Raw genomic sequence first — 22,660 nt, 5'->3', positions numbered from 1 at the left:
TGTTCCCCAATCAGAACCATCCGTCGATCGTCCCTGTCGCCCATTCCCTTGGCCCGACAGACTAACCGTAGAGCATTCGATGGATCGCGGCGAAATTGTCAACGACAAGGCCTATCCGGTTACCCCTGCAATCGGCGGGGAATGGCGCGAAGACCGTCAGCACACCGCCAACTGCTGCGTGCGCTTCCCAGCCTGCCGCTTGCAAGCCATTGTCGACGAGGGATTTTTCGTAGGGCGGGTTAGCCGCGCAGCGGCGTAACCCGCCAAGGATACCGACAGGTATCCCATTGCCGGCCTGGCGGCCGGTCGGTAGGTTATGGCCTGCAGCCCAACCCACCCCGCCGGAGCAGGTTCAGAGAGCCCGCTCCAGCTCCGGCAGCACCTCGAACAGATCCGCCACCAGCCCGTAGTCGGCCACCTGGAAGATCGGCGCCTCGGCGTCCTTGTTGATCGCCACGATCACCTTCGAGTCCTTCATCCCCGCCAGGTGCTGGATCGCCCCGGAAATCCCCACCGCGATGTACAGGTCCGGCGCGACGATCTTGCCGGTCTGCCCGACCTGCATGTCGTTCGGCGCAAAACCCGCATCCACCGCGGCGCGCGAGGCGCCCACCGCCGCGCCCAGCTTGTCCGCCAGCGCGTACAGCAGCCCGAAGTTCTCCCCGCTCTGCAGGCCGCGCCCGCCGGAGATCACCACCCGCGCCGAGGTCAGCTCCGGACGATCCGACTTGGCCAGCTCCTCGCCGACGAAGCTCGATTTGCCCGCCTCGCCCGCGCCGGCCAGCGCCTCGATCGAGGCCGAGCCGCCCTCGCCCGCCGCCGCGTCGAAGGCAGTGGCGCGCACGCTGATCACCTTGATCGGCGCGCTGGACTGCACGGTGGCGATGGCGTTGCCGGCGTAGATCGGCCGCTTGAAGGTGTCGGCGCTTTCCACCGCGACGATCTCGGAGATCTGCTCGACGTCGAGCAGCGCCGCCACGCGCGGCAGGTAGTTCTTGCCGTTGGTCGAGGCCGGCGCCAGCACGTGGCTGTACCCCTTGGCCAGACCGGCGATCAGTGGCGCGACGTTCTCCGCCAGCAGGTGGGCACAGGCCGCGTCGTCGGCGACCAGCACCTTGGCCACCCCGGCGATCTTCGCGGCGCTCTCGGCCACCGCGGCGCAGCCGCTGCCGGCCACCAGCACATGGATATCCCCGCCGATGGCCCGGGCCGCGGTGACGGTGTTCAGGGTTGCGGCCGCCAGTACCGCGTTGTCGTGTTCAGCGATTACCAGGATTGCCATCTCAGATCACCTTCGCCTCGTTCTTCAGCTTCTCCACCAGCTCGGCCACCGAGCCCACCTTGATGCCGGCCTGGCGCTCGGCCGGGGCCTCGACCTTGAGGGTCTTCAGGGTGGAGGCGACGGATACGCCCAGATCCGCGGGCGTGACCGTCTCCAGCGGCTTCTTCTTGGCCTTCATGATGTTCGGCAAGGAAGCGTAGCGCGGCTCGTTCAGGCGCAGGTCGGTGGTGACGATGGCCGGCAGGGCCAGCTCCAGGGTCTGCAGGCCGCCGTCGATCTCGCGGACGACCTTGAGTTTGTCGCCGGCGGGCTCGAGCTTGGAGGCGAAGGTGCCCTGGGCGTAGCCGGTCAGCGCGGCGAGCATCTGCCCGGTCTGGTTGTTGTCGCTGTCGATGGCCTGCTTGCCGGTGATGACCAGCTGCGGCTGCTCCTTGTCGACCACCGCCTTGAGCAGCTTGGCCACCGCCAGGGAACCGAGTTCCTCGTCGGTCTCGATCAGGAGGGCGCGGTCGGCGCCGAGGGCCAGGGCGGTGCGCAGCTGCTCCTGGGCGGCAGCGGGACCGACCGAAACCGCCACGATCTCGCTGGCGATGCCGCGCTCCTTCAGGCGCACCGCCTCTTCCACGGCGATCTCGCAGAAGGGGTTCATGGCCATCTTGACGTTGGCCAGGTCGACGGCGGAGTTGTCCGCCTTGACGCGGACCTTGACGTTGTAATCGACCACGCGTTTGACGGTGACCAGAATCTTCATCGGGGGTTTTCCTTGTTCGATCATTCGGGCAGGAACGGCAGCGGCTGGCGGCTGGCCTCGATCAGCGCCAGGCGATGGTCGGCTTCCGGCAGCAGGTAGGCGAAGAAGAAGGCCGCCGACTCCAGCTTGCCAGCATAGAAGGGATCGTCCGCGCGCCCGGCAGCCAGGCGCGCGCTGCGCACCCAGGCGAAGGCCAGGGCGACCAGGCCGAGCAGGCGCAGGAAGTCGCCCGCCGCCCGGTAGGGCCGCTCCGGGTCCTGCGCCGCGGCGGCGGCCAGCCCTTCGGCGGCGGTCGCCAGGCGGTCGCAGTACTGCCCCAGGGCGGTGGCGAAGCCGCCGCATTCGGGCAGGGTCGAAGCGGCCTCCGCTTCCGCGCGGAAGGTTTCCAGCAGGCCGCGCAGCGCAGCGCCACCATCGCCGAGCACCTTGCGCAGCAGCAGGTCGTTGGCCTGAATCTCGTTGCTGCCCTCGTAGATCATCGCGATGCGGCTGTCGCGCAGGATCTGCTCGACGGCATAGTCCTGCACGTAGCCGTAGCCGCCGAACACCTGCAGCGCCGAGCTGGCCAGACGAAAGCCCTGCTCGGTGAAGTAGGCCTTGACCAGCGGGGTGAGCAGCTGCGCCCGGCTTTCCGCCTGCGCACGCAGCGCCGGATCGGCACCCTGCTCGGCCTGGTCGAGCAGGTGCGCCGTCCAGTAGCCGAGGGCGCGCATGCCCTCGGTCAGGGTGCGCAGTTCGAGCAGGGTGCGGCGCATGGCCGGGTGGTAGTGGATGGGATCGGCCGGCGCCTCGGCGCGCCCCTCCGGGCGGCGCACCGCGCGCATCTGGCGGCGCTCGGCGGCGTATTGCGCGGCGTTCTGCCAGGCCGCCTCGGCGTGGCCGAGGCCCTGCAGGCCGACGTGCAGGCGCGCCGAGTTCATCATCACGAACATCGCCGCCAGGCCCCGATGCGGCTCGCCGAGCAGCCAGCCCTCGGCCTGCTCGAAGCTCAGGGTGCAGGTGGCGCTGCCGCGGATGCCCAGCTTGTGCTCGATGCCGCCGCAGCGCACCGCGTTGTGGCGGCCGTCGGGCAGCCGCTTGGGCACCAGGAACAGCGAGATGCCGCGGCTGCCGGACGGCGCGTCGGGCAGGCGGGCGAGCACCAGGTGGAGGATGTTTTCGGTCAGGTCGTGCTCGCCGCCGGAGGCGAAGATCTTGCCGCCGGTGATCCGGTAGCTGCCGTCCGCGGCCGGCTCGGCGCGGCTGCGCAGCAGGCCGACGTCGCTGCCGGCCTGCGGCTCGGTCAGGCACATGGTCGGCAGGATCTCGCCGCTGACGATGTCCGCCAGATAGCGCTCGCGCAGCTCGGGCGTGCCGTGGGCGCGCAGGCACTCGTAGGCGCCGTGGGCGATGCCGGGGTACATCGCCCAGGCATGGTTGGTCGAGTAGATCATCTCCAGCAGCGCGGCGTTGAGCAGCTGCGGCAGGCCCTGGCCGCCGTGCTCCTCGGCGCAGGCCAGCGCCGCCCAGCCGCCGTCGACGAAGGCCTGGTAGGCGGCGGGAAAGCCGTCCGGGGTGGTCACCCGGCCGTTGTCGAAGCGGCAGCCCTGGCGGTCGCCGGAGGCATTCAGCGGCGCCAGCACCCCGCCGGCGAAGCGTCCCGCCTCCTCGACCACCTGCGCGGCCAGCTCAACGTCCAAGGCGGCGAAGGCCGGCATCCGTTGCCAGTCGGCCGGCGCCGCCAGCCATTCCTCGATGACGAAGCGCATGTCGCGCAGCGGAGCCTGGTAGTGCCACATGGGAAATCCTCCAGTGAATTCTCAGCCCCGGTAGTCGGGGTTCTCGATCAGCACGGCCATGCCCTGGCCGCCGCCGATGCAGGCCGCGGCCACGCCGTAGCGCAGGTTGGCGGCGCGCAGCTGGCGCGCCACGGTCAGGGTCAGGCGCAGGCCGGTGGCGGCCAGCGGATGGCCGAGGGCGATGGCCCCGCCGTGGACGTTCAGCCGCGCCGCATCGATCTCCAGCTCGCGCTGCACGGCGAGCACCTGCGCACCCTGCGCCTCGTTGATCTCGAAGCGGCCAATGTCCGCCAGGCTCAGCCCACTGCGCTCGAGCAGCAGGCGGATGGCCGGCACCGGGCCGCTGCCCATCAGTTCCGGGGCGACGCCGCAGGCGCTGGCCGCGCGCAGCCAGCCCAGCGGCCGGGCGCCGGGGAAGTCGCGGCAGGCGCCGACCAGCGCGGCGGCGGCGCCGTCCACCACCGCGCAGCTGTTGCCGGCGGTCTGCACGCCGCCGGCATGCACCGCCCGCAGGCGCTGCAGGGCCTCGAACGACGAGGCGCGCACATGGCTGTCGCGCTCCACCGTCTCGACGCCGCGCGGCAGCTCGAGGCGGCGCTCGCAGCCGCCGTCCAGGGCGAAGCGCGCGCGCTCCAGCGGCAGGATCTCGCCGGCGAACCAGCCGGCCTCCTCGGCCGCCACGGCGCGGGCGAAGCTCTGCGCGGCGAAGCGGTCGACCGTCTCCCGATCGAGTCCGTAGAGGCGGGCGAGGTTTTCCGCGGTCTGCAGCATGTCGAGGCCGGCCGCCGGATCGAACAGCGCCTCCCAGAGGAAGTCCTTGAACTCCACCGGCGCGCCGAGGCGGAAGCCGTCGCGATGGGTGTAAGCGGCAATCGGGTTGCGCGACATCGACTCGCTGGCCGCGCACAGCACCAGGCCCGCGCTGCCATGTTCGATCTGCTCGCCGGCCTGGCGGAGGATCTCGAAGCCGGTGCCGCAGATGCGCTGCACCGCCAGCGCCGGCACCGCCTGCGCCACGCCGCTGTACAGGCCGATGTGGCGCGGCAGGAAATAGGCATCGAAGCTGGCCTGGGCCATCGAGCCGGCGATCACCGAGTCCACCGCCGCCGCCTCGATGCCGCTGCGCGCGAACAGCCCGCGGGCCACCGCGATGCCCAGGTCGATGGGCGAGACCTGCGCCAGCGCGCCGCCGAGATCGACCCAGGGGGTGCGCAGGGCATCCACCAGGCAGACTTCGTCGAGGGCCGAATACAGCCCGGCTGCGCGACTCATGCGAGCACCCGCCCGGCATCCTCGCCGGCGTACAGGGCGTCGATCTGCGCCTCGCGGAACTGCAGCACCGCGCGCTGGTTGATCGAGCCCTTGTCGGTCACTTCGCCGCGGTCGATGCACGGCGGCTCGGCGAGCAGGCAGGCCCAGGCCAGCCGGCTGGCGTTGCCGGTCGCCGTGCGGTTGAGCTCGCCCAGCAGATTCCGCAGCCAGTCGCGCAGCGCCGGCGCCGCCAGCACCTCGGCGGCCGGCGCCGACTCGGGCAGGCCGGCCAGGGCGCGGCACTCGGGCAAACGCGGGAAGATCAGCAGGCCGATCTCGGGGCGGTTCGGCGCGGTCACCACCACGTCCTGGATGTAGGGGGCACCGGCCAGGATGATCCGGGTGCGCAGCGGCCCGACGCTGACGAAGACCCCGGAGGACAGCTTGAAATCCTCGGCGATGCGCCCGTCGAACAGCAGGCCCAGCTCGGGACGCTCGGGATCGACCAATTTGAGGGCATCGCCGGAGCGGTAGTAGCCCTCCTCGTCGAAGGCTTCGGCGGTGAGTTCGGGCTCGCGCCAGTAGCCGGCCATCACGTGCGGGCCGCGAAAGCGCGCCTCCAGCTTGCCGTCCACCGGCACCAGCTTGACCTCGCAGCCCGGCGCCGGCAGGCCGACGTAGCCGGCCATGTCCACCGGCCCGGTGCTGAAGGTGCAGGACGGCGCGGTCTCGGTCATGCCCAGCCCGGCCATCATGCGGATGCGCTCGCCGCAGTGCGCCTCGGCGACCCGGTCCAGGCGCTCGCGAACCGACTGCGAGAGACCCGCGGCGGCAAAGAAGAACAGCTTGACCTTGGTGAAGAAGCGCTCGCGCAACTCGCCGTCCTGCTCCAGCGCGCCGACCAGTTCCTCCCAGCCCTTGGGCACGGTCAGGTAGGCGGTCGGCGAGATCTCGCGCAGGTTGCGCAGGGTCTCGGCAAAGCCCTGCGGGGTCGGCTTGCCGTCGTCGATGTAGAGGGTGCCGCCGTTGTAGAGGGCGATGCCGACGTTGTGGCTGCCGCCGAAGGTGTGGTTCCAGGGCAGCCAGTCGACCAGTACCGGCGGCTCCTCGCCGAACACCGGAAAGGTCTGCAGTAGCATCTGCTGGTTGGCGCAGAGCATCCGCTGGGTGGTCGGCACCGCCTTGGGCAGCTTGGTTGAGCCCGAGGTGAAGAGGAACTTGGCGATGCTGTCCGGTCCCACCCGCTCGAAGGCGGCGTCCGCCGCGGCGGTATCGGTCGGCCGCTCGAGGTCGGCGAAGACCCGGCACGGCCGCCCGGGCAGCGCGCCCTCGCTGAACAGCAGCGGCACGTCCGCCGGAATCACGGTTTCGATAGCGCGCGCATAGCTGTCGCTGTCCGCGGCGAAGACCAGGCCGGGCTGCAGGCGCTCGACGATGTGGCGCAGCTTGGCCAGATCCTGGGACAGGGTGGAATAGGCCGGCGACACCGGGCAGTAGGGAATCCCCGCGTAGAGGCAGGCGGTGGCCAGCTTCAGGTGATCCAGGCCGTTGCCGGAGAGGATCAGGAGCGGCCGCTCGGCGCTCAGCCCGTAGTCGAGCAGGTGCTGGCCGATGGTCCGGGCGCTGGCCAGCATCTGCGCGTAGCTGAGGCGCTGCCAGGCTCCGTCGTCGCCGCGGCGGGCGACCAGGGTCTGCCCGGGGGTCAGTCGGGCCCAGTGGCGCAGGCGGTCGAGCAGGCGCGTCGGCAGGGGCTCCAGAAGCTCCCGGGGACGCATGTAGAAGATCTCGTTCGCCTCTGCGAAGGCGACGCCGGGCTGGCCGATCGTCACCGACCGCCAGCGCGGACGCTCCTCCGGCGACTGCGGCGAAAGGGAAAGGGACTCGCAAGCCTTGCTGTTCATTCGCATTTCTCCCGCAGGGCGCCGCCGCACGCTCGGGGACGCGGAGGCGCCTGCATACGCGGACCGGTCATCGCCGGCCCTGTGTTGTTCTTGTTGTTCCGGAAGATCGCTCGCCACCCGCCCATGGCCGCACGCCGGCCACGGGCAGGTTCTCAGATCGGATAATGCCGCGGTCCGTTCTGCAGGGTGACCCAGCGCAGCTGGGTGAAGTGTTCGATCGAAGCGCGCGCGCCGAAGCTGCCGTAGCCGCTCGACTTGACGCCGCCGAAGGGCATCTGCGGCTCGTCCTGCACGGTCGGCCCGTTGATGTGGCAGATCCCCGACTCGATGCGCTGCGCCAGCGCCAGGGCGCGGGAAACGTCGCGACTGAAGATCGCCGCGGAGAGGCCGAATTCGGAGTCGTTGGCCAGGCGCAGCAGCGCCTCGTCGCCTGCGGCGCGCAGCACCACGGCCAGCGGGCCGAAGGATTCCTCGCGGTACAGGCGCATGTCGGCGCTGACGCCGTCGAGCAGGGTGGCCTGCATCAGGCTGCCCTCGCTGCGGCCGCCGCACAGCAGTGTCGCGCCCTTGGCCAGGGCGTCGTCGACCAGGGCCTGGATGCGCCGCGCGGCGCCGGCGTCGATCAGCGAGCCGAGCACCGACGCCGGGTCGGCCGGATCACCGACCCGCAGCGAAGCGGCCTTGTTCGCCAGCTTCTCGACGAAAGCATCGGCCACCCGCTCGTCGACGATCAGCCGCTCGGTGGACATGCAGATCTGCCCCTGGTTGAAGAAGGCGCCGAAGGCCGCCGCCTCGACCGCGGCGTCCAGGTCGGCGTCGTCCAGCACCAGGAACGGCGCCTTGCCGCCCAGCTCGAGCACCGCCGGCTTGAGGTGGCGCGCCGCCAGTTCGCCGACGATCCGCCCGACGTGGGTCGAGCCGGTGAAGTTGACCCGCCGCACCGCCGGGTTGGCGATCAGCCGCTCGACGATCGCCGGGGCATCCTCCGGCGCGTTGCTGAGCACGTTGACCACCCCGTCGCCCAGCCCGGCGTCGTGCAGCACCTGGCCGAGCAGGCGGTGGACGGCCGGGCTGTTCTCCGAGGACTTGAGCACCACGGTATTGCCGCAGGCCAACGGCATCGCCACGGCACGCGCGGCGAGGATGATCGGCGCGTTCCACGGCGCGATGCCGAGCACCACGCCGCAGGGCTGGCGCAGCGCCATGGCGAAGCTGCCGGGGATGTCGGAAGGGATGACCTCGCCGGTGATCTGCGTGGTCATCGCCGCGGCTTCGCGCAGGACGCCGGCGGCCAGCTTCACGTTGAAGCCGTACCAGTTGGCCATCGCGCCGGTTTCCGCGGCGAGGGCGACGAACTCGGCGGCGCGGCTTTCCAGCAGGTCCGCGGCCTTCGCCAGGCGCGCCCGGCGCTCGTTCGGCGCCAGCGCGGCCCAGGCCGGAAAGGCCCGCTGCGCCGCGGCGACCGCGGCATCGGCGTCTTCCAGGGTAGCCGCGGCGGCGGTCGAGACGATCTCGCCATTCAGCGGGTTGCGCCGCACGAAGGTGCGTCCGTCGCCGGCCGGCCTGGCCAGCCCGTCGATCAGCAAGGGCACGTCAAGCATGGGGGAATCCTTGTCTTGTCATTGTTCTTCACAGGACCCGGACGGGCGGGCGGCAGGCGCCCTTCCCGTCCTGTCGCGGTCAGCGCTTGTAGGCCTGCAGGCCCGGCTTGATGCTCTTCTCGTCGAGGAACTGCTTCATGCCTTCCTCGCGGCCGCCCTCCGTGTCGAGCAGGCGCGACTGGTCGAGCTTGGCGTACAGGTAGTCCTCGTTCTGCTCCCAGGTCAGTTCGCGGCAACGCTTGAAGCCGTTCTTCGCCGCGCGCAGCACCACCGGGTTCTTGTCCAGCAGGTCCTGGCAGAGGGTGACCACCGTCTCGCGCAGCTGGGCCAGCGGCACGCTCTGGTTGACCAGGCCCATTTCCGCCGCCTTGCGGCCGTCGAAGGTCTTGCCGGTCATGATGTAGTAGAGCGACTGGCGGTGGCCGACGGTGTCGGCCATGGCCTTGCTGACCAGGTTGCCGGGCGGGATGCCCCAGTTGATCTCCGACAGGCCGAAGGTCGCTTCGTCGGCGCAGACCGCCAGGTCGCAGGCCACCAGCGGGCTGAAGCCGCCGCCGAAGCACCAGCCGTTGACCATGGCGATGGTCGGCTTGCTGTACATGCGCAGCAGCTTCCACTGCCACTCGGAAGCCTCGCGGCGGATCTTCTCCTGGAGGATCTCGGGACCTGCGTCGACCTCGCGGAAGTATTCCTTGAGATCCATGCCGGCGGTCCAGGCGCTGCCGGCGCCGGTCAGCACCAGCACCCTAGCCTCGGCGTCCTGCTCCAGGGTCTCCAGCACGTCGCGCATCTCGCGGTTGAGCGTCGGGCTCATGGCGTTGCGCTTTTCCGGACGGTTGAGGGTGACCCAGGCGATACCGCCCTCAATCTCCACGATCACGGTTTTCCAGCGGCCTTCGTACTTGTTCATGGCAGTTCACCTTCGAGTTGTTGTTGGTGTAAGGCCTAAACTAGCGCCTGAAAATTAGTTATGTCAATTAATTGTTTTCGCGTTTTTCGACCCCGGACCTACCAGAGCTTCCAGGTGTAATCGACGTTGACCCGCGTCTCGTTGTCGTCGCGCATCGTCGCGTTGGCCGCGAAGCTGTTCTGGTAGCGCGCGTTGCGCACACGCAGCGCCACGTTCTTCAGCGGCCCGGACTGGACCACGTAGGACAGTTCCAGATCCCGCTCGCTCTCGCTCTGCCCGCTGCCGCCGAGGCGCTCCGGCAAATCGACGTTGGTGCCCTTCATGAAGCGCAGCATGCCGGTCAGGCCGGGCAGGCCGACCGCGGCGAAGTCGTAGTCGTAGCGGACGTTCCAGTAGTGCTCATCGGCGTTGAGGAATTCCGAGCTGAGCGCGTACTCGGAGATCAGGTGCGGTTCCGAGCCGGCGATGTAGGGCATCGCCGAGTCGCCGCTGGACAGCGCGCCGCCTACCGTCAGCCGGTGCCCGCCCAGCTTGTAGCCGAAGGCCACTCCAACGTACTGGTTGTCGACCGAACCGGCCTTGCCGTCGCCCTCCTCGTCGCTGAGGAACCAGCGGAAGTCGGTCTTGAACTCGCCCGGCCCCAGCTTGAACTGGTGGATCGCACCCAGGTAGTTCTGCTGGTAGATCTCGTCGAGACGGGCGTGGTAGTAGCTCACGCTCAGTGCCTTGGTCAGCGCGTAGTCGCCGCCGAGGAAGATGAACTCGTCGGACTCCGCGGTGCCGTCGAAGCGGCCGTTGGGCGCGGCGATGGCGATCTTCTGGTAGTCGGTGGAGTCGCGCTGGTTCATGCGGTTCAGGTAGCCACCCTGGAAACTCAGGCCCCGGATGTCCTGGGAGCGCAGGTGGCCGCCGCGGAAGGTCTGCCAGAGCAGCCGGGCCGGGCTGCTGATCAGGATCGGCAGGCGCGGCATCACGGTGCCGACGTGCAGCTCTGTCTTCGAGTAGCGCATCTTGCCGGTGATGCCCAGCTCGGAATACTCCTGCGCGGCCTCGCCGCTGCCGCGCTGGACCGGCAGCAGGCCGGTGCCGACCCGGTCGCGCGAGGAGTCGAGCTGGACGCCGAGCATGCCCTGCAGGTCGAGGCCGAAGCCGACCGGCCCTTCGGTGAAGCCGGACTTGAGGTTGAGGATGAAACCCTGCGCCCACTCGCGGCGCGCGGACACGTTGCTTTCGCCCTTGTAGTCGCGGTCGAAGTAGAAGTTGCGCAGGGTCAGGCTGCCCTGGCTGTCCTCGATGAAGCCAGCGCCCAGTGCCGTTCCCTGGGCGAGCAGCAGCACGGTCGCGCCTGCCGCGCCCCGTCGTGTGTCGAGCATGTCGATTACCTTTGTTGTTCTTGTTATCTGTCGCCGCCGCACGAGCGGAGCTTGCCGTTCCGGGCAAAGCGGCGGCATTCAAAGGGAAACAGCGGGATAGGCGGGCCCCGTCCCTCGCGGCCCGCCGTCCCGGTCAGGCGGTCACACCCTCGGTGCGGCGCTGGCCGAGCAGGTAGAACACCGCCGCCGCGGCCACCACGACGCCGGGCGCGGAAGCCAGCAGCAGGCCGGTCGCGCCGGTGCCCATCGCCAGCATCTGCCCGGCCACCAGCGGCCCGCTCATCGAGCCCAGGCGGCCGACCGCCACGGCGGCGCCGACCCCGGTGGCCCGTACCGCGGTGGGATAGAACAGCGGCGCCAGCGCGTAGAGCACCAACTGCCCGCCGATGGCGAAGAAGCCGGCGGCGAAACCGGCCAGCAGCATGCTGACGAACACCGTGGACAGGCCCAGTCCGGCGAGGGCGGCGAGGATGCCGGCGTAGGTCAGCGCCACCAGCGCCAGCGGACGCCAGCGATCCAGCAGCAACCCGAGCAGCAGCGAGCCGGTGGCCCCGCCGAGGTTGAAGAGAATCTGCACCATGCCGGCCTGGGGACGGCTGAAGCCCTGGCCGACCAGCAGCGACGGCAGCCAGTTGAGCAGCATGTAGACGACCATCAGGGTGAAGAAGTAGCTGATCCACAGCAGCAGGGTCGGCATGGCCGCGCCCTCCTGGAACAGCCCCTGCCAGAGGGAGGCGCGTGGCGTCGCGGAGACGCCGCCCCGGGCGTTCTGCTGCGCGCGGAAGGCCGCCGACTCGGGCAGGCACAGGACCAGCAACGGCGCGACCAGCAGCGGCGCCACCCCGCCGACGTAGAACACCGCCTTCCAGCCACTGGCGAAGCCGGCCATCCCGACCAGCGCCGCCAGCGCCCCGCCCAGCGGTACGCCGCAGTACATCAGGCTGACCGCAGTGCCGCGGGAGCGCGCATCCGCCGCCTCCGAGGACAGGGCGATCAGGTTGGGCAGCGCGGCGCCCAGGCCGACGCCGGTCAAAAAGCGCGCCGCCAGCAGGCTGTTCAGATCCCAGACCAGCGCGGTGGCGATGGAGAACAGGCCGAACAGCACCACCGCACCGATCAATACCCGCTTGCGGCCGATCCGGTCGGCCAGCCAGCCGCCGCCCAAGGCGCCGGGCAGCAGGCCGAGGATGCTGGCGCTGAACACCGCGCCCATCATCGTCGAGCTCAGGCCGAACTGGGCGGCTATGCCCGGCGCGGCGATGCCGGCGGACTGCAGATCCATGCCCTCGAGGAGCGCAACGACAAAACACAGGCCAATGGTCGTGTAAGTACGACGAGACTCTTTCCCTACCCTATTCATCGAAAACCACCTTTTGCAGGATTCGGACAGGCGGCCGCGCGCCCCGGCCCATGCCGGCGCCAGGCGCATCGAGGGGTTACTGCATCGACCGCCGCTATCGCGAGGCGTATCCGCCGGGTTATGGCCTGGTTGTCGGGAAAGAAGGAGGCGTTGTCCGGGGTCGGGCAATGCCGGGGAGGCAGGAGGAGAAGGGAGCAGCGCACGGAAGGCGCCAGGCAAGCGGAATCAGCTTCAGCATGTTCGTTTCCTTTCTTATCGATTGTTATCCGGAAGCCTCATTAGTTAATCAACTTAACAATGAAGCGCTGGCATTTCAGCAAAGGGTTTTTTCACCGTCAACGACCATGAAATTATAGGAAGCGGAAGGCTAATAGTTAAAAAACATAACAATAAAAACAGCAGCACCGCCCGCCGCCCCGCACGGCCTTGCCGTGGCTCAAGGAATCGCGCATCAGTCCCCGCCGGAGGCTTTCCTGTTCACGCGGGCAGGTCATACTTGTCGCAGGCTCACTGCACAGGACACGACCATGCCTTACCAACACATCATGACCGCCGTCGATCTCACCGACGAATGCCATCCGGTCATCCGCCAGGCCATTGCCCTGGCCAACTGCTTCCAGGCCCAGCTGTCGCTGGTGCACATCGTCGAGCCGATGGCCATGGCCTTCGGCGGAGACGTGCCGATGGACCTGTCGACGCTGCAGCAGCAGCAGACCGACCAGGCCCGCGAGCGGGTCGAAGCCTTCGCCAGCCAGTATCCCGAGCTGCTGCCCGAGCGGCGGCATATCCTCTTCGGCCAGCCGCGCCAGGAGATTCACCAACTGGCACAGGAGAAGGGCTGCGATCTGATCGTGGTCGGCAGCCATGGCCGCCACGGCCTCGCCCTGCTGCTCGGCTCGACCGCCAACGACCTGCTGCACGGCGCGCCCTGCGACGTGCTGGCGGTGCGTCTGAAGAAGCCCGAATGACCGGCGTCCCCTCCTCCCTGCGGACGAGAGGACAGGCTCAGTCCTCGCCGTCGCTCATCACCAGCGGACGGATCTTCGCGAGCTGGGTTTCCAGCGAGTAGCTCATGCTGGAGGCCATGGAGAAGAAGGTCAGGAAGGCCTTGAGGTTCGAGTCGCCGCCACAGGTGCCATGGATGCGCTGCCAGAAGGCCTGGTTGACCAGCTGCAATTGCTGGAACAGACGCACCAGGCCCTTCAGCTCCCAGTCGGCATGGCGCCTTTCCCGGGCGTTGAAGTACTGCCGTGCCAGATAGAGGGATACTGCGCGCAGGGCGAACTCCTGCTGGCTGGCGAACGGCAGATGCTGCTGCGCCATCGGCCGCAGGCGGGACAGCCGGGGACAGGCGCTGGTGGCCATGATCACCCCGAGCAGCGAGCGCACGCCCTCCTCCAGACTGACCTGCTTGCGGTATTCCCGCTCCGGCGTGCGCACCCAGACCTGCGCCTTCTGGAACGCCGGCAGGCCCTGGAAGTCCTCGATCACCCCCTGCAGGTCCAGCGCCGCCGGGCAGTGGCTGTACTGTTCCGGACTCAGCGGGCAGTTGCTGCACTGCTGGTAGCCCAGGCGCGTCCAGCCCGGCGCGTCCTTGGCGTGCGTGTGGTCGTAGCCGCGCTCCAGCTCGATGCGATAGCTGAAGGCGTGCCAGTCATCCAGGGTGATGCGGTAGTCGATTGCCATAGGTGTCTTCCGGCCGGTCGCTGAGAAAAAGCCGTGGCGCCCGGCTACCTCGCCGTGCGCCCGCGGCGGCGAGCCGGTCAGGCCTCTTCCAGTTCCGCCCAGCGCTCGAGCAGACGGTCGAGCTCCTGTTGCAGGCCTTCCAGGCGGGCCAGGGCCGCGCTGCTCTGTTCTGCCGGCTGCTGATAGAAAGCCGGATCGGCGATGCGCTCCTGCAGCTCGGCCAGCTCCGTCTCCACGGCGTCGATCTGGCCGGGAATCGCCTCCAGCTCGCGCTGCAGTTTATAGCTCAGCTTTTTCCTGGGAACGGTCGACGGGCTGGCAGTTTCCGCCGCGGCGGCAGCCGCCTCCTTTTTCGGCGCCTCGTCCCGGCCTTGGCGCTCGCCGACGCCCAAGAGGCGCGGCGAGCCGCCCTGGCGCAGCCAGTCCTGGTAACCACCAACGTATTCGCGGACCCGGCCTTCGCCCTCGAACACCAGGGTGCTGGTCACCACGTTGTCGAGGAAGGCCCGGTCGTGGCTGACCATCAACACGGTGCCGGGGAAGTCCAGCAGGATCTCTTCCAACAGTTCCAGGGTTTCCACGTCCAGATCATTGGTCGGCTCGTCGAGCACCAGCAGGTTGGCCGGCTTGCTGAACAGCTTGGCCAGCAGCAGGCGCGCACGCTCGCCGCCGGACAGCGCCTTGACCGGGGTGCGGGCGCGCTGCGGACTGAACAGGAAATCGCCGAGATAGCTCAGTACATGGCGGTTCTGGCCGTTGATGGTGATGAACTCGCGGCCTTCGGCGATGTTGTCGATCACCGTCCTTTCCGGCTCCAGCTGGTGGCGCAGCTGGTCGAAATAGGCCACTTCCAGCTTGGTGCCGACGTCGATGCGGCCGCTGGTCGGCTGCAGTTCGCCAAGCAGCAGCTTGAGCAGGGTGGTCTTGCCGGTACCGTTGGCGCCGAGCAGACCGATGCGGTCGCCACGCTGCAGGACCATGGAGAAGTCGCGAATCAACGGCTCGCCACCGGGGTGGGCGAAGCCGACGTGCTCGGCGACGATCACCTGCTTGCCGGACTTCTCCGCCGTCTCCACCTGGAAGCTGGCCTTGCCCTGGCGCTCGCGGCGCTCGGAGCGCTCGGCGCGCATCGCCTTGAGCGCGCGCACGCGGCCCTCGTTGCGGGTGCGGCGGGCCTTGATGCCCTGGCGGATCCACACCTCCTCCTGGGCCAGACGCTTGTCGAACAGCGCGTTGGCGGTTTCCTCCGCCGCCAGTTGCTGCTCCTTGTGCACCAGGAAGCTGGCGTAGTCGCCGTTCCAGTCGATCAGGTGGCCGCGGTCCAGCTCGAGGATGCGGGTGGCCAGGTTCTGCAGGAAGGCCCGGTCGTGGGTGATGAACAGCACGGCGCCGTTGAAGCCGCTCAGGGCCTCTTCCAGCCAGGCGATGGCGCCGATGTCGAGGTGGTTGGTCGGCTCGTCGAGCAGCAGCAGGTCGGGCTCGGAGACCAGCGCCTGGGCCAGCAGCACACGCCGGCGCCAGCCGCCGGACAGCTCGGCGAGGGTCTTGTCGGCCGGCAGCTGCAGACGGCTCAGGGTGCTGTCGACCAGTTGCTGCAGGCGCCAGCCATCCTTCGCTTCCAGCTCCTGCTGGACGTGCATGAGCTTGTCCAGGTCGGCGTCACTGTGAATGTTCTGGCTCAGGTGGTGATACTCGGCGAGCAGCTCGCCGACCCCGGTCAGGCCCTCGGCGACCACATCGAACACGGTGCGCTCGTCGGCGCGCGGCAGCTCCTGCGGCAGTTCGCCGATCTTCAGCCCCGGGGCGCGCCAGATCTCGCCGTCGTCGGCGTTCTGCTCGCCCTTGACCAGACGCAGCATGCTGGACTTGCCGGTGCCGTTGCGACCGATGATGCAGACGCGCTCGCCGCGGGCGATCTGCCAGGACACCTTGTCGAGTAACGGCATGGCGCCATAGGCGAGGGAAACGTCGGTGAACTTGAGCAGCGTCATGGGCAAAATCTCGAAGAAAATCGGCGCACATTCTATCAGGCCCGGGCGCCGGCCATGCGCGCACGCCTCCTCGTCGGGCTTTTCAGTACGCTGTCAATACAGGTGGAGCTACAGCTAAACTAGACAGGAGTTCCATTACCTCGAAGTTCCGTCGCCACTCCTTCCCCCGAGAAGAGTCATGCGCAGTCGATTCCTCAGCCTGTTTTTCTGCCTGTCCCTGATCCCCCTGGCCATTCCGCCCGCCGAGGCGGCTTCGCTCGGCGAGCAGCGCATCCTCTACGACCAGGCCAAGCGGGCGCTGGCCAAGGGCGATGCCGGCCTCTACCTGCGCAACCGCCAGGCCCTGCGCGACTATCCGCTGGAGCCTCACCTGGCCTACGACGAGCTGACCGCCCGCCTGAAGAGCGCCAGCAACAGGGAAATCGAGGAGTTCCTCGCCGAACATGGCGACCTGCCGCAGATCGGCTGGATGAAACTGCGCTGGCTGCGCTGGCTGGCCGAGCGCGGCGACTGGCGGACCTTCGTCGACTACTACGATCCGGCGCTGAACTTCACCGAACTCGACTGCCTGTACGGCCAGTATCAGCTCACCCACGGACGCAAGGCCGAAGGCCATGCCAGCGCCGAGAAGCTCTGGCTGGTCGGCAAGTCGCAGCCCGAGGCCTGCGACACACTGTTCGGACTCTGGGCCGCCGACGGCCAACTGAGCGAGCAGAAGCGCTGGCAGCGCCTGCGCCTGGCCGCCGACGCACGCAACTATGGCCTGGCCACCCATCTGGCGAAGAGCACCCCCAGCCTCGAGCGCGAAGGCCTGCTGATGGTGGAGGTGGCGCAGAAGCCACAGATGCTGCTGAGCCAGAGTTCGCGCTTCGCCTCGGCCAGCGAGCGCATGGCCGACGTGGTCGGGCTCGGCCTGCGCCGCCTGGCCCGCCAAGAGCCGGACAAGGCCCTGGCCCTGCTCGACGACTACGCCCGGCGCATGCGGTTCTCCAGCGAGGAGAAGGTGGCAATCGCCAGGGAGATCGGCCTGACCCTGGCCAAGCGCTTCGACAGCCGGGCCCTCGCGGTGATGGCCGAATACGATCCGGAGCTGCGCGACAAGACCGTGGCCGAATGGCGTACCCGCCTGCTGCTGCGCCTCGGCCGCTGGGACGAAGCCCACCGCCTGACCAGCCGAATGCCGCAGGAGCTCGCCAGCAGCAACCGCTGGCGCTACTGGCAGGCGCGCAGCCTGCAACTGGCCCAGCCGCAGAGCCAGCAGGCGACCGGGCTCTACCAGCCGGTCGCCCGCGAACGGGATTTCTACGGATTTCTCGCCGCCGACCGCATCCAGGCTCCCTACCAGCTGAACCACAAGCCGATGGCACTCGATCCCCGGGTGATGCAGAAGGTGCGCAACACCGCCGGCATCCGCCGGGCCCTGGAGTTCCACGCCCGCGGACAGGTCGTCGACGCGCGCCGCGAGTGGTATCACGTCAGCCGCCTGTTCAGTCGCGAGGAAATGGTCGCCCAGGCCAGACTGGCCTACGACATGGGCTGGTATTTCCCGGCCATCCGCACCATCAGCCAGGCTCAGTACTGGGACGATCTGGACATCCGCTTCCCGATGGCCCACCAGGGCAGCCTGACCCGCGCCGCCAGGAATCGCGGCCTGCACTCGAGCTGGGTGTTCGCCATCACCCGCCAGGAAAGCGCCTTCATGAACGATGCCCGCTCCGGCGCCGGCGCCGGCGGCCTGATGCAGCTGATGCCGGCCACCGCCCAGGAAACCGCGCGCAAGTTCGGCATCCCGCTGAGCTCGCCGCGCCAGGTCTACGATCCTGACACCAACATCCAGCTCGGCGCCGCCTACCTCAGCCAGGTGCATGCCCAGTTCGGCGGCAACCGGGTGCTCGCCTCCGCCGCCTACAACGCCGGTCCCGGGCGCGTGCGCCAGTGGCTGCGCGGCGCCGACCACCTGGCCTTCGACGTCTGGGTGGAAAGCATCCCCTTCGACGAAACCCGCCAGTACGTACAGAACGTGCTGTCCTACTCGGTGATCTACGGGCACAAGCTCAATGCTCCGCAACCCCTAGTGGAGTGGCACGAGCGCTATTTCGACGATCAGTAAACGTCAAGCCACGGGCAGGGTTGCATCGGCCGCGGCCAGTGCCGGCCCGGAATTGCTGCTCAGCAGCGGCGAGTCGGGTGGCAGATGCATCCGCAGGGCCGCTGCGCGGGTGGTGAAGCGCAAGGCCCGACTGTTTGCCGGCTCGCCATCCAGGTTCAGGTCCAGGCCATCCGGCGCCTCGACCTCGATCCACGGCAGGCGCGCCCCGATGGAGATGGTCTCCACACCGAGAATGCGCAGGGAAATCAGCGCCCCCAAGGTGCTGAGCGGGCTTTCCGCATTCTCCGGCGCCGGCACGATGCAGAGGTCGAGTAGACCGTCGTCCACCAGCGCGCCGGGGCAGAGCAGATTGCCGCCCCCGGCCTGACGTCCGTTGCCGATGCCCAGCGCGAGAAACTCGCCCTCCCAGCAGAAGTCCGGCCCGCGAAAACGCCCGAAGGAAGCATGCAGCTCATTGAAACGGGTCAGTCCGGTAAGAAGATAGGCGGCCCCGCCAAGGGCCTTCTTCAACTCCTCGGGAGTATTGGCGGTGACCTTCGAGCCGAAGCCGCCGGTGGCCATGTTGAGAAACAGCTGACCATCCACCTCGCCAAGATCTACCGGGCTGGGCGCAACATCCAGCAGGGCCAGGGCTTCTGCCGGCGGCAAGGGTACGCCTGCTGCACGCGCAAAGTCGTTGGCCGTGCCCAGCGGCAGGATCGCCAGACTGGCGTCGCCGCCAGCCAGGACCATGGCTTCCGCCACTTCGCGCAAGGTGCCGTCGCCACCACCGGCGATGAGCGTCGGATAACCCGCCGCCAGCCCCTCCTCGGCCAAGCGGCGGGCATCGCCGGCCTCCCAGGTCAGGCGCACGGCAATGTCCCAGCCAGCCTTGCGCTGGGCAAGGATAGCGGCACGCAGTTCCTCGTTCGCGGCCTGTCGACCATGCAGCACCAGCCATGCCTTGTGCTCGCCCATCGTTCACCTCGGAAAACTTTCCAGCCAAGTATGGACGACAGGAGGATGGCCAACGCCCTCCAGCACTCCCCTCAGCCCAGCACTTCGCTCAGCGGAATGAAGCGCACCGGGTCGCCTTCGGCCAGGGTGGTATCCTCGAGTATCTCGACCAGCCCGTTGGCCCAGGCAGCGCTGAGCAGTACGCCAGGGCTCTGGTTCGGATAGAGCACGGCGCGCCCATCCTCCAAGCGCGCACGCAGGTACTCGCGGCGCTTGCCGGGCTTGCTCCAGACGAAGCCGGCCGGCACCGAAAACGTCAGCGGCATCACGGACTGCACCCCGAGACGGCGTAACAGATAGGGCCGAGCCAGCAGGGCGAAGGTGACCAGCGAGGATGCCGGATTGCCCGGCAGGCCGACCACGGGGACGCCCCGATAACGGCCGACGGTCAGTGGCTTGCCCGGCTTGATCGCCAGTTTCCACAGGGCCAGCTCGCCTTCCTCGCGCAGAACCTGACCGAGGCAGTCCGCCTCACCGACCGATACCCCACCGGTCGAAAGAATCAGATCGACGGCTCCCAGCTCGCCAAGTCGGACGCGGGTCAGCTGCGGATCATCGGGCAGGATGCCGGCATCCAGTACGCTGCAACCCAGCCGCTTCAGCCAACTGAGCAGCAGGGTGCGATTGCTGTTGTAGATCTGCCCCGGCCCCAGTGGCTGTCCAGGCCCGACCAGCTCATCCCCAGTGGAAAGCACTGCCACCCGAAGGCGTCGCCGCACCAACAGCCCGGCAGCCCCCAGGGAAGCGGCCAAGCCCAGTTGCGCAGGCCCCAGGCGGGTGCCGGCGGCCAGCACGGTCTCACCGCGACGAGTTTCCTGGCCCTGCTCGCGGATGTTCTGTCGCGGGCGCAAAGCCTGAGTGAAGCGTACTCGCCCGTCCTCGAGCAACTCGACATTTTCCTGCAGCTCAACGCAATCCGCCCCCTTCGGCACCGGCGCTCCGGTAAAGATGCGCGCGCAGGTACCCAACTGCAGGGGCTCCGGGGCCTGCCCGGCGAAGATCGTCTGACTGACCGTCAGCGGCTCGCCCGTCCAGCCGGCCAGACGCAGGGCATAACCGTCCATGGCGCTGTTCGGCCAGGGCGGCAGATCCAGGGGAGCGATCAGGGGCTCGGCCAGCACACGCCCTTCGGCATCATCCAGTGCCACCTGTTCGGAATCACCGACCGGCTCTTTCTCGGCCAGTTGCAACAGGCATTCGAGAGCCGCCTCGACGGACATCAATGCGTTTTTTTTCATTGCCTTACCCGCGAGTCTCGCAAGACGCCACCGGCTTCAGATGGGGCACGAAACTGCAGGGGCGATGCCGGGCATCCAGTTGCTCGGCGAGAATGCCATCCCAGGCAGTGGCGCAAGCCCCGGTCGAACCCGGCAGGCAACAGACCAGGGTGCCATTGGCCAGGCCGGCCAGCGCGCGGGACTGTACAGTGGAAGTGCCGATCTCTTTCATGGAAATATGCCGGAACAGCTCACCGAAACCATCGACCTGCTTGTCCAAAAGACAGGCTACGGCTTCGGGCGTGCTGTCGCGGCCAGTAAAGCCGGTTCCACCGGTGATCAATACGACCTGTACGTCCTTGTCGGCGATCCAGGCGGCGACCACGGCACGAATGTGGTACAAGTCGTCCTTGAGCAGCAGGCGCGCCGCCAGCTTGTGCCCGGCCGCGCTCAGGCGTTCGACAAGCAGTTGGCCGGAGGTGTCGGTACCCAGAGTGCGGGTGTCGCTGACGGTCAAGACTGCGATGTTCAACGGCACGAAGGCCGCTTCAACCTTGTGACTCATGCTGCCTTCCAGGGTTGTGGAGAAGTCGGGCCGGAGTTATACCACAAGCCATCACTGGAGCCATCCGATGAGCCTCCCCGGTACGCCCCTGCCCCCCTGTTCTGTACTGCTGCTGGCTGGCGGTCGCGGGCAACGCATGGGAGGGCGCGACAAGGGGCTGCTGGAATGGGGAGGCAAGCCGTTGATCGCCCACCTGCATGCCTTGACCCGACCACTCACCGATGACCTGATCATCTCCTGCAACCGCAATACCGAACGTTATGCAATCTATGCCGACCGTGTGGTGCATGACGACAATCCGGACTTTCCTGGCCCCCTGGCCGGCATTCGCGCCGGACTGGCAGTTGCCCGCCACGCGTGGCTGCTGGTACTGCCCTGCGATGCTCCCCTGCTCGACGCTGCACTGCTGAACAGCATGCGTCAAAACGCCAGCCCCCATCCCGGACAGCCTCTGCTGTTACGCCAAGGGCAACAATGGGAGCCCCTGTTCTGCCTGCTTCCCAAGAGCCTGAAACCTGCACTTGAACAGGCCTGGCAGGACGGCGAGCGCAGTCCGCGCCGAATCTTCCTGAGCCATTCCACCACAGTCCTGCAATGCCCCCCGGGAGATCCGCGGCTAGCCAACCTGAACACACCGCAATTGCTGGCCGAAGCGGAGAACAACGTAGATCACCACAAATGATCTGACACAGCCCGGCATCCGACTCAAAAGAATTTAGAAATGCAAACCTGCACAGGGTCAGGCCAGAGACGAAAAAGCCCGCACTAGGCGGGCTTCTTGTAGACACCCCAGCCGAAGGCTGGGGTTCTCGGGTATGGTCGGAGCGACTGGATTCGAACCAGCGACCTTCTCGTCCCGAACGAGACGCGCTACCAAGCTGCGCTACGCTCCGAAGATGGCGCGCATTCTACAGAAAAACTTTTTATGCACAAGGGGTTAGATAAAAATTTTTATGCATTTTGAATTGCTGCCTGAAGAAATTTCGGGCACTGAAAAGATGGCGACCAGCATCTGACAATACTGATCGGCAGCAATATCTATCTCTATTGCGCACCTGGCCGCGGGGAAAGGCAGACCCATTGGACTTTCTCGGATGCCAGTACCAGGGCAATCGCGCATGAGCCCTCCGGGCCAAACAACAGCTGGGTTCGGTACTTCGCATTGGCGCAGGCCCGCATGCGCTTACCTGCCGACGCCCAGTTGGCTACTGTTGCTCTGCTGTACGCTGCCCGGCGTATCACGGCCAGGTTGCTGGCTGAGTACGGGTTGTTCTCGATCGCTCACTGGAAAGCGCTCCATGAACCCCATCTTCAACCGAGGTAAAGGCCCGCCGATGCTGTGCTCCCGATTTCCTTCTGGAGCCCGTCATCATGATGCGACCCGACACCAAGGTCGAAAAGGTCTATCTCTACCCCAAGCCCGTCGACTTCCGGAAATCCATCGACGGCCTCGCCGCCCTGGTCGAGCTGGACCTCCGGGTGGCGGTGTTCGATCCGGTGCTGTTCGTCTTCCTCAACCGGTCGCGCAACCGGGTGAAGATCCTGTACTGGGAGCGCAACGGCTTCTGTCTCTGGCTCAAGCGCCTGGAGGCCGAGCGCTTCAAGGCGCCGCCGGAGCCCGGCGACGCGGCCATCGTATTGAGCGCCGAGGAGCTGAACTGGCTGCTGGATGGCTTCGACCTCTGGCGCAACCGTCCGCACCGGGTGTCGAGGCCGCGCTACGTGGCCTGAGCCGGTATAATCCGGCGCCATGACTTCCGTGCCCGACACCCTTCCCGACGATCCCGCCGCACTCAGGCAGCTGCTGCTTTCCCTGAGCGAGCAGTTGGCCGCGCAGGAGGGGCTGCTTCGGCAGTTGCGCGAAGAGAATGCGCTGCTCCGCCAGCGG

General features: G+C 67.8%; 19 protein-coding genes and 1 tRNA gene. 5 read left to right on the top strand and 15 right to left on the bottom strand.

Features of this window, described 5'->3' with window-relative positions:
- The first annotated feature begins 79 nt into the window (after nucleotides 1–79).
- Nucleotides 80–259, top strand: coding sequence for a hypothetical protein (locus tag EV691_RS11250; RefSeq protein WP_131296941.1), 180 nt, complete (start codon nucleotides 80–82; stop codon nucleotides 257–259).
- Between the two features lie 93 nt (nucleotides 260–352).
- Here EV691_RS11250 and EV691_RS11245 read toward each other — a convergent pair whose 3' ends face one another.
- The 9 genes from EV691_RS11245 to mhpT form a co-directional block, all read right to left on the bottom strand.
- The gene (locus tag EV691_RS11245; protein WP_131296939.1) at nucleotides 353–1,282 is read right to left on the bottom strand and encodes an electron transfer flavoprotein subunit alpha/FixB family protein; all 930 of its coding nucleotides are present in this window, start codon (nucleotides 1,280–1,282) and stop codon (nucleotides 353–355) included.
- 1 nt (nucleotide 1,283) lies between these two features.
- Nucleotides 1,284–2,033, bottom strand: a complete 750-nt coding sequence (locus EV691_RS11240) for an electron transfer flavoprotein subunit beta/FixA family protein (protein WP_131296937.1) — start codon at nucleotides 2,031–2,033, stop codon at nucleotides 1,284–1,286.
- 20 nt (nucleotides 2,034–2,053) lie between these two features.
- Nucleotides 2,054–3,811: an acyl-CoA dehydrogenase family protein gene (locus EV691_RS11235; RefSeq protein ID WP_131296935.1), complete on the bottom strand. Its 1,758-nt coding sequence runs from the start codon at nucleotides 3,809–3,811 to the stop codon at nucleotides 2,054–2,056.
- A 21-nt stretch (nucleotides 3,812–3,832) separates the two neighbouring features.
- A complete protein-coding gene (locus EV691_RS11230) occupies nucleotides 3,833–5,083 on the bottom strand; it encodes a thiolase family protein (RefSeq protein WP_131296933.1) in 1,251 nt (416 codons plus the stop codon).
- Nucleotides 5,080–6,963: a feruloyl-CoA synthase gene (locus EV691_RS11225; protein WP_131296931.1), complete on the bottom strand. Its 1,884-nt coding sequence runs from the start codon at nucleotides 6,961–6,963 to the stop codon at nucleotides 5,080–5,082. The genes EV691_RS11230 and EV691_RS11225 overlap by 4 nt, the downstream gene beginning before the upstream one ends.
- Before the next feature lie 152 nt (nucleotides 6,964–7,115).
- Nucleotides 7,116–8,564, bottom strand: coding sequence for an aldehyde dehydrogenase (locus EV691_RS11220; RefSeq protein ID WP_131296929.1), 1,449 nt, complete (start codon nucleotides 8,562–8,564; stop codon nucleotides 7,116–7,118).
- A gap of 79 nt (nucleotides 8,565–8,643) precedes the next feature.
- Nucleotides 8,644–9,474, bottom strand: a complete 831-nt coding sequence (locus tag EV691_RS11215; RefSeq protein ID WP_131296926.1) for a p-hydroxycinnamoyl CoA hydratase/lyase — start codon at nucleotides 9,472–9,474, stop codon at nucleotides 8,644–8,646.
- A gap of 98 nt (nucleotides 9,475–9,572) precedes the next feature.
- Complete coding sequence (locus tag EV691_RS11210) at nucleotides 9,573–10,847, bottom strand: OprD family porin (RefSeq protein WP_131296923.1); 1,275 nt, start codon at nucleotides 10,845–10,847, stop codon at nucleotides 9,573–9,575.
- Between the two features lie 133 nt (nucleotides 10,848–10,980).
- Nucleotides 10,981–12,207 (bottom strand): 3-(3-hydroxy-phenyl)propionate transporter MhpT, encoded by a 1,227-nt coding sequence (gene mhpT, locus EV691_RS11205; protein WP_131296921.1) that lies wholly within the window; start codon nucleotides 12,205–12,207, stop codon nucleotides 10,981–10,983.
- A gap of 527 nt (nucleotides 12,208–12,734) precedes the next feature.
- Between mhpT and EV691_RS11200 the strand changes: the two genes are divergently transcribed.
- Nucleotides 12,735–13,175 carry a universal stress protein gene (locus EV691_RS11200; protein ID WP_039805513.1) on the top strand — a complete coding sequence of 147 codons (441 nt, stop codon included), beginning with the start codon at nucleotides 12,735–12,737 and terminating at the stop codon, nucleotides 13,173–13,175.
- A 37-nt stretch (nucleotides 13,176–13,212) separates the two neighbouring features.
- On the opposite strand, the gene EV691_RS11195 is transcribed toward EV691_RS11200, so the two are convergent.
- Nucleotides 13,213–13,893 (bottom strand): DUF6901 family protein, encoded by a 681-nt coding sequence (locus EV691_RS11195; protein ID WP_131296919.1) that lies wholly within the window; start codon nucleotides 13,891–13,893, stop codon nucleotides 13,213–13,215.
- A gap of 77 nt (nucleotides 13,894–13,970) precedes the next feature.
- A complete protein-coding gene (locus EV691_RS11190; protein WP_131296917.1) occupies nucleotides 13,971–15,884 on the bottom strand; it encodes an ATP-binding cassette domain-containing protein in 1,914 nt (637 codons plus the stop codon).
- A 178-nt stretch (nucleotides 15,885–16,062) separates the two neighbouring features.
- On the opposite strand from EV691_RS11190, the gene EV691_RS11185 reads away from it, so the two are divergent.
- On the top strand, nucleotides 16,063–17,994 hold the full coding sequence (locus EV691_RS11185; RefSeq protein WP_131296915.1) for a transglycosylase SLT domain-containing protein: 1,932 nt from the start codon (nucleotides 16,063–16,065) through the stop codon (nucleotides 17,992–17,994).
- Nucleotides 17,995–17,997: 3 nt separating this feature from the next.
- Here EV691_RS11185 and yegS read toward each other — a convergent pair whose 3' ends face one another.
- The 3 genes from yegS to moaB all read right to left on the bottom strand — a co-directional run bounded on the left by yegS (nucleotide 17,998) and on the right by moaB (nucleotide 20,772).
- Nucleotides 17,998–18,951 carry a lipid kinase YegS gene (yegS, locus tag EV691_RS11180; protein WP_131296913.1) on the bottom strand — a complete coding sequence of 318 codons (954 nt, stop codon included), beginning with the start codon at nucleotides 18,949–18,951 and terminating at the stop codon, nucleotides 17,998–18,000.
- Between the two features lie 71 nt (nucleotides 18,952–19,022).
- Entirely contained in the window at nucleotides 19,023–20,228 is a 1,206-nt protein-coding gene (locus EV691_RS11175) for a molybdopterin molybdotransferase MoeA (protein WP_131296911.1), read from the bottom strand.
- 4 nt (nucleotides 20,229–20,232) lie between these two features.
- Nucleotides 20,233–20,772 carry a molybdenum cofactor biosynthesis protein B gene (gene moaB, locus EV691_RS11170; protein WP_089167488.1) on the bottom strand — a complete coding sequence of 180 codons (540 nt, stop codon included), beginning with the start codon at nucleotides 20,770–20,772 and terminating at the stop codon, nucleotides 20,233–20,235.
- A gap of 67 nt (nucleotides 20,773–20,839) precedes the next feature.
- Here moaB and mobA point away from each other — a divergent pair, with 67 nt between their 5' ends.
- Entirely contained in the window at nucleotides 20,840–21,454 is a 615-nt protein-coding gene (mobA, locus tag EV691_RS11165; RefSeq protein WP_207390119.1) for a molybdenum cofactor guanylyltransferase MobA, read from the top strand.
- A 134-nt stretch (nucleotides 21,455–21,588) separates the two neighbouring features.
- On the opposite strand, the gene EV691_RS11160 is transcribed toward mobA, so the two are convergent.
- Nucleotides 21,589–21,665 (bottom strand) — tRNA-Pro (locus EV691_RS11160).
- Between the two features lie 478 nt (nucleotides 21,666–22,143).
- Here EV691_RS11160 and tnpB point away from each other — a divergent pair.
- Nucleotides 22,144–22,503 carry an IS66 family insertion sequence element accessory protein TnpB gene (gene tnpB, locus EV691_RS11155; RefSeq protein ID WP_243649660.1) on the top strand — a complete coding sequence of 120 codons (360 nt, stop codon included), beginning with the start codon at nucleotides 22,144–22,146 and terminating at the stop codon, nucleotides 22,501–22,503.
- The last annotated feature ends 157 nt before the right edge of the window (nucleotides 22,504–22,660 follow it).

The sequence above is a fragment of the Azotobacter chroococcum genome (assembly GCF_004339665.1).
Lineage (GTDB): Bacteria > Pseudomonadota > Gammaproteobacteria > Pseudomonadales > Pseudomonadaceae > Azotobacter > Azotobacter chroococcum.
The sequence above is the reverse complement of the archived record's forward strand: the minus strand, read 5'-3'. Positions and strand labels throughout refer to the sequence as shown.